The organism is Actinomadura sp. NPDC000600 (assembly GCF_040492135.1).
Lineage (GTDB): Bacteria > Actinomycetota > Actinomycetes > Streptosporangiales > Streptosporangiaceae > Spirillospora.
Map to the genome: position 1 here is coordinate 41,479 of NZ_JBEUPD010000012.1, position 13,445 is coordinate 54,923.

At 74.5% G+C, this 13,445-nt stretch carries 11 protein-coding genes; 8 read left to right on the top strand and 3 right to left on the bottom strand.

The features are described from left to right. Positions 1 to 18: 18 nt before the first annotated feature. Entirely contained in the window at positions 19 to 708 is a 690-nt protein-coding gene (locus ABWI07_RS19075; protein WP_353819313.1) for a TetR/AcrR family transcriptional regulator, read from the bottom strand. A gap of 111 nt (positions 709 to 819) precedes the next feature. On the opposite strand from ABWI07_RS19075, the gene ABWI07_RS19080 reads away from it, so the two are divergent. Beyond that, positions 820 to 1,509 carry a PaaI family thioesterase gene (locus ABWI07_RS19080; protein WP_353819314.1) on the top strand — a complete coding sequence of 230 codons (690 nt, stop codon included), beginning with the start codon at positions 820 to 822 and terminating at the stop codon, positions 1,507 to 1,509. Between the two features lie 239 nt (positions 1,510 to 1,748). On the opposite strand, the gene ABWI07_RS19085 is transcribed toward ABWI07_RS19080, so the two are convergent. Both ABWI07_RS19085 and ABWI07_RS19090 read right to left on the bottom strand, forming a co-directional pair. Further along, positions 1,749 to 2,819, bottom strand: a complete 1,071-nt coding sequence (locus ABWI07_RS19085) for a pyridoxal-phosphate dependent enzyme (RefSeq protein ID WP_353819315.1) — start codon at positions 2,817 to 2,819, stop codon at positions 1,749 to 1,751. 479 nt (positions 2,820 to 3,298) lie between these two features. Next, entirely contained in the window at positions 3,299 to 3,655 is a 357-nt protein-coding gene (locus ABWI07_RS19090; protein ID WP_353819316.1) for a TraR/DksA family transcriptional regulator, read from the bottom strand. A 383-nt stretch (positions 3,656 to 4,038) separates the two neighbouring features. On the opposite strand from ABWI07_RS19090, the gene ABWI07_RS19095 reads away from it, so the two are divergent. The 7 genes from ABWI07_RS19095 to ABWI07_RS19125 are packed head-to-tail and all read left to right on the top strand — an operon-like array spanning position 4,039 to position 13,445. Then, positions 4,039 to 5,202: a hypothetical protein gene (locus tag ABWI07_RS19095; RefSeq protein WP_149263945.1), complete on the top strand. Its 1,164-nt coding sequence runs from the start codon at positions 4,039 to 4,041 to the stop codon at positions 5,200 to 5,202. 2 nt (positions 5,203 to 5,204) lie between these two features. Next, positions 5,205 to 6,608, top strand: coding sequence for a hypothetical protein (locus ABWI07_RS19100; RefSeq protein WP_353819317.1), 1,404 nt, complete (start codon positions 5,205 to 5,207; stop codon positions 6,606 to 6,608). Continuing rightward, positions 6,605 to 9,307, top strand: coding sequence for a hypothetical protein (locus ABWI07_RS19105; protein WP_353819318.1), 2,703 nt, complete (start codon positions 6,605 to 6,607; stop codon positions 9,305 to 9,307). Before ABWI07_RS19100 ends, ABWI07_RS19105 begins: the two co-directional genes overlap by 4 nt. Continuing rightward, positions 9,307 to 10,443 (top strand): hypothetical protein, encoded by a 1,137-nt coding sequence (locus tag ABWI07_RS19110; RefSeq protein ID WP_149263948.1) that lies wholly within the window; start codon positions 9,307 to 9,309, stop codon positions 10,441 to 10,443. The genes ABWI07_RS19105 and ABWI07_RS19110 overlap by 1 nt, the downstream gene beginning before the upstream one ends. Then, a complete protein-coding gene (locus ABWI07_RS19115; RefSeq protein WP_353819319.1) occupies positions 10,440 to 11,024 on the top strand; it encodes a hypothetical protein in 585 nt (194 codons plus the stop codon). Before ABWI07_RS19110 ends, ABWI07_RS19115 begins: the two co-directional genes overlap by 4 nt. Positions 11,025 to 11,056: 32 nt before the next feature. Further along, on the top strand, positions 11,057 to 12,319 hold the full coding sequence (locus ABWI07_RS19120) for a hypothetical protein (RefSeq protein ID WP_149263950.1): 1,263 nt from the start codon (positions 11,057 to 11,059) through the stop codon (positions 12,317 to 12,319). 1 nt (position 12,320) lies between these two features. Further along, a complete protein-coding gene (locus ABWI07_RS19125; protein ID WP_149263951.1) occupies positions 12,321 to 13,445 on the top strand; it encodes a TRAFAC clade GTPase domain-containing protein in 1,125 nt (374 codons plus the stop codon).

Genomic DNA, 13,445 nt, shown 5'->3' on the forward strand with positions numbered 1-13,445 from the left:
CCCCGGCGTCCCGCGCTCTCAGTGCGGAGCTTCGAGGTATCCGGCGATCGACTCGGCCAGCACGGCGCGCGCGTCCTCGATATCGGTCCAGGTGCTCAGGCGCTGCTCCAGATAGAGGCCGTGGACGGCGGCCGGCAGGAGGTGGCGCACGCGTTCCAGCCGGTAGGCGTCGACGACGAGCCCGCGGAACGCCCGCGCGTAGGCGCGCCGCCACCGGCGGTCCCAGAGGTCGAGCTGCTCGGCCGTTCGCGGGTACGTCTCGGTGAGCTCGGCCGTGTCGCGGGGCAGCAGGCCTCGCAGCGTCGCCACCGCCCGCCCGGCGGGCGAGTCGAGCCCCGACCAGATGGCGTCGACGATCCGGCTCATGCGTTCGGCGACGGAACCGTCGTCCAGCTCCTTCCAGGGCAGCATGTCGCCCTGGCTTCCCAGCTCCTCCAGGACCGCGGCCCAGAGCCCGTCGACGTCGCCGAACTGGTGCTGGACCGTGCCCCAGGTGACCCCGGCGCGTTTCGCGACGAGGTTGGCGCTGGCCTCGCCGCCGTGCCCGCCGCCGGCGAGCATCTCGACCGCCGTCCGGATCATCCGGGCGCGCGTCTCCAGACCGCGCCGGTTGAGCCGGGTGCCCCTCGCGTTCAGCGCAGGGCCGGTGACGCCGCGGCTCGCCGGGTCCTTCGGCTTCGCGCCCTGGGCGGACGAGGGCTTGGTCACGGTGCGAGTGTAGTCCGGGCGGCACGGCGAAAACGGACACACCGGGAAGCATCACATAGACATCTCTATGTGATGCTGGTGGCGCCGGCCCCGACGGTATACGGTCGGCGCATGACGAGCCGCCGCCCCTCGCCCGAAGCGTCCGCGATGAACGTCGGCGGCTTCGTCCGCGACGACACGCCGACCGCCGAGGTGGACCGCCGGGAGGCGGTGATGGCGTCGCTGGCCGGAACCGTCCGCGAGCTGGTCGACGCCACGATCCGCACGACCGTCGACGACGAGGAGGTGCGGCGGGTCCGCGACGACCTCGCCGCACTCGTCGAGCGGCTGCGGGCGGCCCAGCTGCCCGGTCCCGCCGGCATCCGGTACAACGCCGAACTCCGGGCGTGGAACTGGGGCAATGCCGTGATAGGGGCCGCGAACGCGATCGCGCCGCCCCTCCGCGTCGTCCACGGCCCGTCCGGATGCCACGCCGACGTCGTCCTCGGCGCGGCCTACGAGGGACCTCCCGGACTGGTGCACGGCGGGGTCTCCGCGATGCTCCTCGACCACATCATGGGCGAGACGGCGTCCGGGATGCGCCGGGCGACCTTCACGGGAACGCTCACCATGCGCTACCGGCGCGGCACCCCCCTCGGCGCCCTCCGCCTCGAAGCGGAGATCGTCCGCGAGGAGGGGCGCAAGGTGTTCGTGGCGGGGTCGATCGCCGACGCCGACGGCGTGACCGTCGAGGCCGAAGGGGTGTTCATCCAGCCGGCGGGGACGACGGGCGATAGCCCGCCGGAGCAGCCAAGCACATAGAGCCTGCCATGTCTTTGTCCATCGCGGTCGCGTCTTCTGGCGGCGACCACGAGTCAGGCGGGGGTCAGTGCCGGGGCGATAAGGAGAACCTGTCACCGGTGGAGTCCCCATGCGGATCGAACAGGGCGGCCCGCCCGGCTGGAGGCGGTGCCGCTCAACCGGATGCTCGCCGCGCCCTTCGACGCGATGCGGTCCCAGCGCCCCTCACCGGTCGACGGGCGAGGAGGATCTCCTGCCGATCAGTTGAAGCAGTCCTGGTCCTTCAGGTTCAGCGCCATCATGGTGACCCGGCCGCGTTCCACCTCGAACTGGTACAGCGCGCGGCGGTTGCCGGGCGCGGTGACGTCCCAGAAGCCGTGGACGTCACGCTGGACGCCCGGATAAGCGCGCTTGAGCTCCCGGAACGTGGAACCGACGTGGACGCCGCGCGGAGTGCGGGTGGCGCGGGGCGGCGCGATCATCGCGACCCCGTACTTCTTGGAGATGTAGACCGACACCTCGTCGCGGCCCGTGGGGTGGTCCTTCAGGTCGAAGCCGTCGCACCACTGTCCGGTGAACTTGCGCACCAGCATCCCGGAGCGAAGCGCGTCCCGCTCGGAACTGCCGATCTTCAGGGCACCGTAACCCTGGGAAGTGAGCTGGACGGCTTCGCCGGCGGCGAGCACCGCACCCGTCCCGGCGACGGCGGAGCCCGCGGTGAGGACGAGTCCGAGGACGGAGGCCGTGCCGACAACGGCCATAGTGGCGATGCGCATGAGTTTCCCCTGCTCCTTTGCTTCCAGGCGGCCTAGCGGTCTCCCCACTTCTGCCCGCACAGTGTTCGCATCAACACAGAGCGTGACGCATTTCGAGCATGCCGAAAGGTGAGCACCGTGTGACCCCTCACCACGCCACGAAGCGTCCGATGCCAAGCAGGAGCCGTCCGACCTTGGAGCGTAGATCCCGCTTCGGCCGGGGGCGGCGACACCTGGTTCCCCGGCCAGGTGGGCCGCCAGATACGGCATGGGCATGCAGAACCCGATGTTGATGCCGACCTGGTTGAGGATGGTCGAGCCGACGGTGTCGACGCCGACCAGCCGCAGATCCGGGAACGACTGGCGCAGCACGCGGGAGACCCCCGAGCTGTGCCCGCCGGTGCCGACCGAGCAGACCAGCGCGTCGATCCAGGGCAGGGCACCGATCAGCTCGGCCGCCAGGGCCGCGTAGACGGCCACGTTGTCGGGATTGCTGTACTGGTCGGGGCACCAGGCGCCGGGAACGCCGCCGGGCGATGCCTCGGCGGCCAGGGCGAGGCCCGGGACGGAGTCCATACGAGCGGCGTGTTGCCGATGGCGTACAGGAGCGACGCGTCCGGCGAGGGTGCCGGGTACGCGCCGACCGCCGCGGCGGTCCGATGGTTCGGGTGGTCCGAGCGCAACGCGGGGACCTCGGTCTTGTCCCGATCCGCGCCGGGCTGAGGCGGGCAGGCTGTGGAAGGACGCATGGCGGTACTCCGCTCGTGGCAGGGGATGCCGCGGGACGGCGTGAGGAGGCGGGCGAGCGGCACCCTGAAACGGCGGTAGCCGCCGAAGAACCGGCCAGGCGGCCGGCATCTATCCAGGGGCAAGGCACGGGCTGATCAAGATTGCGAACAATTGCCGCCTCGGCGTCCCCGTGGCGCCTGCTCGCCGACCTCATCACCACGCGCAGGGCGATCACGGTCGCCGACGCCCGACGGATCCACTCCTCCTGCCGTGGCGCGTCCTCGCCGCCCCGGAATCCGGCCTCGTCCGGCGGCAGGGGAGGCGGGTCAGGCGCAGGAGATGCAGAGGGCCGCGGCGGGACGGGCCGCCAGCCGGCCGGCGCCGATGGGGCCGCCGCAGGAGGTGCAGATGCCGTAGGTCCCCGCGGCGAGGCGTTCGAGAGCGCGGTCGAGGTCGTCGAGACGGTTCCGGGCCGCCGCCAGCAACGCCTCGACGTGGGCTCGCTCGAAACCGAGGGTCGCGCCCTCGGGGTCGTGCTCGTCGTCCACGGCCGACAGCCGCGCCGACTCCACGATCCCCTCGCGGTCGCGGTCGAGCGCGCGGACGGCGGCGAGCGTGCGCTCGCGCTCGGCCTCCAGCGCCTCGCGCGTCCGCGCCGCTTCCACGTCCGTCCCGTCGCTCATCTCTAGTAGAACTACCTGGCCGGCGGGCTCATTCCACACCGAGCCGGTCGGACGTCCCCGTAGGGTGTGTGGCATTTCGTGGCGCTTTGTCCATTGCGTTTTACACACTCACGGACATTCGTCCATGTCCGGCCGCGACGGCCGGGGCGGTGGGACGGGGGGGCGGCGGCGGGAGCGCCGTGCACGCCGCCGATGCGGCTTGGCGGGCCAATGCAGCCGGGGCGGTTCCCGCTCTGGCCTGGGTCGATCTCAAATCGAAAAAAGTGGCAACCTTCCCCCAACTCCGAGCGTCACACCTACCGGATCGCATGCAGCACTTAATCGTCACGCCGCAAATATGACCCGGAGGGGGCGCTATCTACACAGAACGGGCGGGGGCGCCAGTGGAAGAGACATTCACCCTGCAGAAGTCATCTTTCGGGCAATCCGGTCGGGTCACGGTCACTTTCACGCAGGGCGAGCTGGAGCACGGGGACGCGCTCCTCAGCCACCGCTACGGCCGCGCCGACGACCGCGACGTCCTCCTCAAGACGGCCCTCTCGCCCGCCGGGGCGAAGGTGCTGCGCCGTGAGGCCGAGGTCTACGACCGGATCGCCGGGCGGCAGGCGTCCGCCGGGCGGATGATCGGCTTCCAGGCGGCGCAGAGCCCCGTGCGCCTGATGGTGACCCGCCGCGGCGTGCCGGTCTCCCGGTGGGACCCGGCGCCGCGGCTCGACGCCGCGCAGCTCGGCCGGGCCGCGCGCGACCTGTTCGGCGCGCTCGCGTTCCTCGCCGACCTCGGCTTCGCGCACCGGGCCCTCTCGGCGGACACGGTGTTCTGGGACGGCCGCCGCGTCGAGCTGCACGGGTTCGGGCACGTGGAGCCGCTCGGCCCGCCCGAGGCGCTCGCCGGGTCCGCGCTCGGCTCGCCGACGGGGCTGCCGGTCAGCGACGTCCCGGACGTCCATGCGGCTGCCCACCTGCTGCTCCGGCTCGCGACCGGGTCGCCCGGCGGCGGCACGCCCGCGGCCCTCGTCGCGGAGCTGGCCGAGCTCGACGCCGACCTCGCGCAGGCGCTCGAACCGGCTTTCCACGCCACCAACGGCCATTCCGTCTCCCCCGGTGAGATCAAGGACCGGCTGTGGCGGAGTCGTCCGATGCCGCCGCCGCCCGCGGGCGGCCCGGAGGATCGGCACGTTCCGGAGGCCCCGCCCCGGCAGCCGCCCCCGGACCAGGCGACCTCTGGCGCGACCGCCCCTCAGACGACGCGGCCCGAGGCCAGGCCGCCATCGGCCGTCCGCGACCAGCGGCTCGCCGCGCAGGAGAACGGACGGGCCGAGTTCCGCGAGCTGCGCCGCCGGCAGCGGGAGTTCCGCGAGAGCCGCCGGATCGCGGCCGAGCCGCCGCGGGCGCAGGCCCCGGAGGGGCCCGTCGCGCCGCCCCGGCCGGCCCGGCTCCCGGCAGCGGACGGGACGCCCCCCGCCGGCGGGCACGGCCCGCTGCTCTTCCTCCTCCTCGGGGTCCTTGCCGTGGCCCTGATCGTCAGCGCCGTCCTGCTCGTGAGGTGAACGTGAGCGACCCCGAACCGCCCAGGCCCAAGCTTCCGCCGAAGCTCGACGGGCCGCCCTTCCCGATGCCCGCCGCGAACACGGACCTGGAGCTGAACCTGGCCCAGGTCGCGCCCCCGGGCCTGGACGCCCGGCCGAACGGCGCCGCGCCCGGCGACGCGCTCGCCGGCGCCACGGCGGCGGGAGCCATGGCGGCCGAGGGCACCGCGGCCGAGGGCACGGCCGGCGACTGGCCCGCCGACCCCCCGTACGAGCCGCGCCCCGAGACGGTGATGGGCGAGGACCTCGGCCCGGCGTCCCCGCACCGGCCCCGCGTGCCCGGCCCGCCGGACGGCCCCGACCGCACCATGGTGTGCCCGTACTGCCTGAGCGAGTTCGACTGGAACACCGCCCCGCTCGTCGACCGCACCGTGGACGGCGACGAGATCGCGCTGACCCGGGAGCCCGGCGAGGGCGACGTCCGCTGGCGCACCCGGACGATGCACGCCTGGCGGGTCTGCGAGGCCACCGGCAAGGACCACTTCGTGCCCGCGTCGCTCGGCGGCATGACCGTCCTGATCGTCGGGATGGTCGGCACGTCCGGGTCGGGCAAGTCGCACCTGCTCGCGGCGATGACCGAGGATCTCGACCAGGCCGCGCTGAAGATCTCGCACCGGCTGGACGTGCTGCCGCTCGACCCGCGGCTGCAGCGGGAGCTGTTCGCCAGGAACCGGTTCGACCTGCTGCGCGACCGCAAGCCGCTGCCGGTCACCCGCCGGGCGCTGAGCCCGGAGTTCACCTGCGCCTACCGGATCACCAGCGGGCACACCGGCGAGCAGTACGCGCTGCTGGTCTTCGACGTGCCGGGGGAGATCTTCAGCCAGGGCCACACCCGCGACGACACCCCGTTCATGAGCATCGCGGACGGGCTGATCTTCGTGGCGGACGGCACCGAGCTGGACGTCCGGCACGGCCGGCACACCGGCGACCCGGGGTTCACCGCGGTGCTCAGCCACATCGACCACGTCCGCGCCGGGCAGGGCCTGGAGTTCCTGCCGCTGCCCGCCGCGCTGGTGATCGCCAAGTCGGACACGCTGCGCGCGTTCAAGGAGGTCGACCGGTGGCTCGACCGCCGGGACGACCTCGAACTCGGCACGGTCGAGCAGGAGTCCGAGGACGCCTACGCCCTGCTGCGCTCGCGCGGCGCGGGGTCGTGGCTCGTCCCGGTCCAGAAGTGCGAGGACGCGACCCTGCACTTCGCGTCGGCGACCGGCGTCGGCGTCGACCTGGAGAGCGGCGAGTACCCCGAGCAGTCGTTCCGGCGGCAGCGGGTGCTGCGGCCGCTGCTGTCGCTGCTCGCGATGAAGGGCGTGCTGCCGCGCGGGGTGCTCGACGCGTCCGCGGACCGGGCGGGGGCGGCGTCATGACCACCGGTCCCCTTCCCGCGTCCGACCGCGTCGACCAGATCGTCTTCGCCTGGTCGGACCGGCTGCTGGCCGGCGGCCGCGGCCTCGGCCCGGTCGCGACGTCCCTCGACGCCGACGGGCTGCGCGTGTGGAACGAGCGGCTGGCCGGCGGCGACGTCGCCGTCGGGCAGTGGCTGTCCGGCCTGGCCGAGTGCGCGGCGCTCGGCGCGCTGCGGTTCGGCCGGCGGGGCGAGCACGGCGCCGCGCTGCGGCTGGTCCCGGCCCGCGACCCGAACGGCCGGCCCTCCCAGCTCGTGCACGCGCTCGTCGGCCCGGCGTCGGTGGTGAACGCCGCCCTGGTGCTCGGGCTGCACCGCTGGCCGGGGTGGAGCACGCCGGAGCGGCTCGACGGGACGCCCTCCGACCTCGAACCGCTCGACGCGACCGCGCTGCGGACCCACGCCCGGGCCGGGCTGGACGAGCCGGCCGCGCCCCGCGACGCGCTGGCCGGCCTGCTCGCCGGGGTGCTCGCCGCGCCCTGCGACTCGTACCTGGCCGACATCTCCCCGGACGACGTCGGCCTGGCCGCCGGGCTCGTGCGCCGGTTGGACGGGGTGGCCGGGACGACCCCGCTGACGATGCTGCTGGGCGCGCAGGTCACCCGTCCCGAGCTGCGGCCCCGGCTGCTGGCGGTCGGCCTGCCCGACGCCAGGAACGGGCGGACGCCGCTGACGACCGCGGGCGGCGCCGAACCCGGTGCCGCCCGGGTGGCCGGGCTCCTCGCCGACCTGCCGCCGGGTTCGCTGACCCGGCCGCGCGCGCCGCTGACGACCGCCGCGGCGCTCGCGGACTGGGTGGAGGCGGAGCACCAGCGGGCCACCGGCGTCCTCGAACTCGTCGACCGGGCGATAGCGGGCAAGCTGGACGAGCGCGCGCGCCACTACCTGAACGGCCCTGACGCGCAGGAGCAACTGCGCGCCCATCTGCGGAACGCCGGCATGGAGTGGCTCACCGAGCGGCTGCTGCGCTGGACGGAGGCGAACCCGCACGGGCTGACCGAGGCCGCCCGCACGCTCCGGCAGGTCGCCGCCGCCCGGTACCTGGCGGAGGCAGGGAAGGACCGCGAGGCCGCCGAACAGCTGCTGCAGGCCGCTCGCCGGATGGGCCTCACGGCGCCGGAGGCGGGCCGCGTCCTCGCGAACTGGTACGCCGGGCTGCCCGAGGCCACCTCGGCGGACCGCTACAGCGCCGTGTACTTCGCGGTCGACGCGGGCATCGACCCCGCCTCCGACGACACCTTCGCCCGGCTCCTGCCCGGCATGAAGGCGGCCGACCTGCTGGGGTGGAGCAGGGTGCTGGCACCGAGCGAGCACGTGAGCGCCGCCCTGCACTTCCTGCGCACCGCGCACCGGCAGTGGAGCCGCGGCGACCGCCGCGGCGACGAGGACGTCCGCGCGCTGATGCGCGAGACCGAGATGTTCCACGAGACGATCCACGAGATCGTCTCGCGCTGCGGCCTGCGCCCGGAGGACGAGAACGAGCTGTACCGGAACGTCCTGCACCTGGCGTACGGCCACCCCGTCACGGACCTGGCCCCGGTGCTCGGCGCGCTGCCCGCCGACGCGGAGGCGACGCAGTTCCGGCCGTGGGCGGCCCTCGCCGAGGTGCTCGCGGGCGACCGCGCCCACGTCTTCCAGCTCGTCGCGCAGGCGCGCCGCCGGAAGGCCCCGGCGCCGGTGCTGGAGGACATGCTCGGCGTCATGTCCAGCGCCGACCTCGTCCGGGGGCTGGCCGAGCAGTCCGGGCAGCCGAGCCTCCTCGGGGCCGTGGGCCAGGTGCTGCGCAAGCGTGCGGCCACGCCCGCCGAGCAGCGCGCGATCCGCGAGGCCGCCCTGGCCGAGCGGTTCCTGGCCGGCCTGGTGGAAGAGGCGTGGCCCGACGAGCCCGGGACGCGGTTCGACGCGTACTCGTACCTGCTCAAGGCCGTCTACCAGGCCGGGGACCGGGCGGACGGCGGCGGCCTCACGCGGGCGGAGGTGGACGAACTCGTGCGGGACGGCGGCACGGGGCCGTTCCTGCTGGCCGTGGTCGCCCACGCGGCGCGGGACGCGGTCGTGCCCGCCCTCCTGCACGCGGCCCACCGGCACGCGGCCGACCTCGGGCTGCCGTCCGAGACCGTCGAGTTCGCGCTGCGCGGGCCGCACCGGGCCGCCGAGGCGCGGACCGCCGCGAGGACCCCCGCCGAACCGGCGCGCGGCGCCCTGCCGCAGCCGCAGGGCGCGCCCCAGGGGCAGCCCGTCGGGGGCGGCCCGGCCCGCGCCGCTTCCGCGTTCCCCGAGCAGTCGATCCCGCCGCAACACTTCGCGTTCGACCCGCCGGCCCCGCGCCGCGACCACTTCCCGTCCGACTCCGAGCGGGAGCTGCCGGGCGACGGCCGGCACCCGGTCGTCGCCTGGATCACCGGCCGCACCGTCCAGGAGTGGGCGATCGCGGTGCTCGGCCTCGGGGTCGCCGTCCTGCTCGGCCTCTGGTTGTTCGGCGGCTCGGACGAGGCCCCGCCGCCGCGGCGGGTCGCCCCGACCGTGACCGTCACCGTCTCGCCGTCCGCCTCCCCGACGTCCACCTCCCCGGCGGCCGGCGCCGAGTCGCCCGCCGCCGAGGGCGGGACGCCGGCCGGCGGCGGCCGGTCCCCGCAACCGACGACTGGAAAGACCCCCTGATGGCGCCTGGAGAGACGATCAGCCCGACCGAGCCCCTCACCTCCGACGACATCCTCAGAGGCATCAGCACGCGGTTCCACCGGTACGCCGACCGGGCGCTGCGGGACTCCCCCGGGGACGCCGCCAGCGGCCCCGCGCTGCTGAAACGCCTCGCCGACGACCTCGACCCGGCGGGCGGGCCGCCGCCGGCCGGCGTCGACCTCGTCACCGCCTACCCGGCGGACGCGCTGCTGCCCGACCCGGCGCCGCGCCGGTCGCTGGAGATCGCGCTGTTCTGGGGCCGGCTCTTCCAGAACGTGCTGGTCTTCGCACCGATCGTCGTCACCTGGTGGAAGCTGCACGACGCCCTGAACGCCTACGGCCGGGCCCACAGCGAGGGCTCGTTCCTGCTCGGCTGGCAGGCCGGCTCGTTCGACCCCGACCACATCCGGCGCGGCGTCCAGGATTTCGCGCCGCTGTCGGAGACCGCGTGGTGGGTCGTCCTCGCCGTCCTCGTCGTCATCGGGTTCACCGCCCTCGTCACCACCTGCGAGAACCTTCTCGACCGTCCGCGCTACGAGGCCGAGCGCGTGCAGATCGCGCAGGACGTGGCGCTCGCGTCGCACCTGCTGTCCGGCTCCCGGGACGACCGGGTCACCTACCGGGACCTCCAGGCGCTCGTGCGGCGGATGGAGACCAGCGTGGGCGGGCTGATCGGCCGCCTCGCGGCCACCGCCGAGGACGTCCGCGCGGCGCTGGAGGGCAGCACCGGCAAGCGGATCGAGGAGGCCGTCCAGACCTGGATCGACAAGGCCGAGTCGCTGGAACGGGCGATCGCGGGCATGCAGGCGCCCGCCGAGACGCTGGAGCGCTTCCGGGAGCTGCAGGGCGACATCGCGGCCGGGCAGCGCGAGCTGCGCGCCGAACTGGCCGCCATGGTGACGCAGGTGGAGCGGGCGACGCTCGCCACCACCGACCACGCCGAAGCCGCGCAGCACTACCAGGACGCCGGCAACGCGGTGCTCGCCGACGCGGTCACCCGGCTGTCCGCCGGCACCGACCGGCTGTCGAAGGCGCTCGAGCAGCTGGAGTACCTCGTCGACGACACCCGCGAGTTCGTCGCCTACGTGCGGCACGACGGCGGTGCGCACCGGTGACGGGGCCCGCGGGGAGGCGCGCGTCCCGGCGGGGACGGCGGACCTCCCGGTTCGGCGCGGCGCACCTCGCCGGGTGGCTGTTCGCCGACCTGATGCTCGTGCTGTTCCTCGTCGCCATGGCGGTGCAGCCGCGCGCGCAGCTCACCACCGGCCTGCCGGAGCAGAGGAAGCCGCGGCCGTCCGGTCCGCGCGTCCTCGGCCAGGACTTCTGCGACTTCCTGATCCCGGTGCAGGCCGGGGGGCTGCTCTCCGGCTCCGGCGGGGCCCGCGCCGACCTGCTGAAGAAGGTCGACGAGGCGCTGCGCGGCGAGCACCCGTCCTGGCTGTACGGGGACGAGATGCGGCGCGAGGGGCCCCGCGCCGCCTGCACGGAGCAGCTCCGGCAGAGGCTCCAGGTCGGTTTCTTCCTCGCCTACGGCGCGCGGAACGACACCGGCAGCGGCGTCACCCTCGGCAGGAACGCCGCCAAGGCCATCAAGTCCGGCAACCCCCGGTTCCGCGAGGCGATCTACCGGGCCGCGTGGACGGGCGGGGAGGGCGACGGCTCCGTCCAGCTCGTCGTCTTCTTCTACCAGAACTGATCCCAGATCGATCGACACAGGGACGTGACGGGGTGACCACCGAAACCGCACTGCTCGAAACGCCGTCCGGCGCGGGACGCGTCGAGTTCGCGCTGACCCTCGACCAGGGGAGCCGCGTCGGCGCCCGCTACAGAAGCCACTACGGAACGGTCCGGCCCGCGGGCGGCGCCGAGGTCGAGTGCGTCTACAAGGTCGCCACCGGCGCCACGGGGAAGCGCGCGCTGAGCAACGAGGTCGCCGTCTGGGGCGGCCTCCGTATGGAGGACGTGCGCGCCGACCAGTTCGGGACGCTGCTCGGCTTCGACGTCGACTCCCCCGACGGCCCGGCCCGGCTGGTGCAGACGCGGCGCGGCCGTCCGCTCGCCGGGACCTCCCCGCTCACCGCGGAGCGGCTGCGGCAGCCGGCCCACGACCTGTTCACCGCGCTCCGGGTGCTGGCGGACAACGCCTACGCGCTGGGCGAGCTGTCCCCCGGGATGCTCCTGTGGGACGGCAGGCGGCTGCAGATCGCCGACCTGGGCAACGCGGTCGGCCAGCCCGACGACCTCCGGGCGGCACGGGACGTGCGCGCGGCGGCGGGGCTGCTGTTCTGGCTCGCGTCGGGCGAGGTGTCCTCGTTCGGGCCGGACGGCGCGGGACCGGCCGACGCGAGTGAGCTGAGCTGGCTGATCCGGCACCACCCCGACCTCGGCATGGTGCTGCGTCCCGTCTTCGACGAGGAGGTCCCGACGGCCGTGGAGGTGCTGGCCCGCATGGACGGCTGGCCCGTCTCCGGCGACACGACGGAGCGGGACGCGTCCGCCGGGCAGGACTCCCCCACCGAGCAGGACGTCCCCGAGGACGACGACACGCGCACCGTAGAGATCCACGCCCCAGCCCATGCGTCGCAGGCCGGACGGAACACGAGCACCGGCCAGGCCGGGACGGCGGAACGGGCCGCGCCGAAGCCGCCGTCTCCGCCCGTGCCCCCGCCGGCGCCCCCGGCGGCAAGCGGCGCCGCGCGCGCCATCGAGAACTACCGGAGGGAGAAGCAGTGGCTCGGCCAGCGGAGGCACGGCGCGCCCGCGCACCCGTCCAGGGGAGCCGCGCCCCCGCTGCCTCCTGCGCCGGGCACGGGACGGGGCCTGGGGCCGGGAACCGGGCGGCCGGACACCGCGGAGCGGATCGGCGTCCCCTCCCTGCCCCGCGACTTCCCCTTCCGCGTCGGCGACGACGGCAGGCGCACGCCGCACCCCGCGCTGGTGTGGCCCGTGGTGTTCGTCCTGGTCGTCCTCGTCCTCCTGGTGGTGTTGTGACATGATCGCCCCGCCCTGGCAGCCCGGCCCCGCCGCCTACCCCGGCCCGGACCCGCGCGCCCGCACGCTCTGCCCGTACTGCCTGAACCACCTCGACTGGTCCGACTACGGCGAGGTCCCGCTCGTCAGGAACACCCCCGAAGGGCCGGAGGTGCTGACGCGGGCGCCGGACGAGCCGGAGGTCCGCTGGCGGCACCGGACGCTCGGCGCGATGCGGCAGTGCCACGGCGACGGCGACCCGCACTTCCTCCCGGCCGACTACGGCGACCTCGACCCGCTCATCATCGGGCTGGTCGGCGCCAGCGCGGCCGGCAAGACCCACCTGCTCACCGCGATGATCGCGCAGCTGGAACGGCGCAAGTCCATGCTCGCGCCCGAGCTGCGCATCGAGCCGCTCGACGGGCACCTGCGGCAGCGGTTCTACGAGGAGCGGATCCGGCCGTTCCTGGAGCAGCGCCAGGTCCTGCCCGCCACACGCCGCTCCGCGCGGGCCGAGTTCGTCTACGCGCTGCGCGTGTCCAGCGAGTACACCGGGCGGACCCACGCGGTCGGGTTCTTCGACGTCCCCGGCGAGCACTACCACCGTTACGAGTACGGGGAGACGCCGTTCCTCAGCCTCGCCGACGCGATCCTCTACGTCGCGGACGGCCAGCAGCTCCGCACGGGCGACGACTGGAACCCGTGGGTGCCCGACCCCGGCTTCACGCACGCGATCACCCAGTTGCTGCACACACGGCAGGCGAGCGACGGCCTGCTGCCGCCCGGCGCCATCGTCGTCGCCAAGTCTGACATGCTGGCCGAGGTGGACGGCACCGTCGCGCACTGGCTCGCGCGGGACGACGAGACGGTGCTCGGCGACCTGCGCACCGTCGAGGACGAGAACGAGGCCGCCTACGCGTTCCTGCACCGGCACGACGCCGAACTGTGGCTCGCCCCGTTCCACTCGGGCTCGCCCACGTCCCTCCACTTCGCGTCCGCGTCGGGCGTGCCGCCGATCCCGGAGGAGGGGGTGTTCCCGCACCGGAACTTCCGCCCGACGCGGGTGCTGCGCCCGCTGCTGTCGCTGTTCAGCGCCACCGGGCTGATCCCCCGGATCGACACCGAGGAGCCCGGCCAGTACCTGTGA

Coding starts and splice junctions, on each gene's coding strand:
- ABWI07_RS19080 (WP_353819314.1), top strand. CDS start 820: ATGACGAGCCGCCGCCCCTCGCCCGAAGCGTCCGCGATGAACGTCGGC.
- ABWI07_RS19090 (WP_353819316.1), bottom strand. CDS start 3,655: ATGAGCGACGGGACGGACGTGGAAGCGGCGCGGACGCGCGAGGCGCTG.
- ABWI07_RS19125 (WP_149263951.1), top strand. CDS start 12,321: ATGATCGCCCCGCCCTGGCAGCCCGGCCCCGCCGCCTACCCCGGCCCG.
- ABWI07_RS19110 (WP_149263948.1), top strand. CDS start 9,307: ATGGCGCCTGGAGAGACGATCAGCCCGACCGAGCCCCTCACCTCCGAC.
- ABWI07_RS19085 (WP_353819315.1), bottom strand. CDS start 2,819: ATGGACTCCGTCCCGGGCCTCGCCCTGGCCGCCGAGGCATCGCCCGGC.
- ABWI07_RS19105 (WP_353819318.1), top strand. CDS start 6,605: ATGACCACCGGTCCCCTTCCCGCGTCCGACCGCGTCGACCAGATCGTC.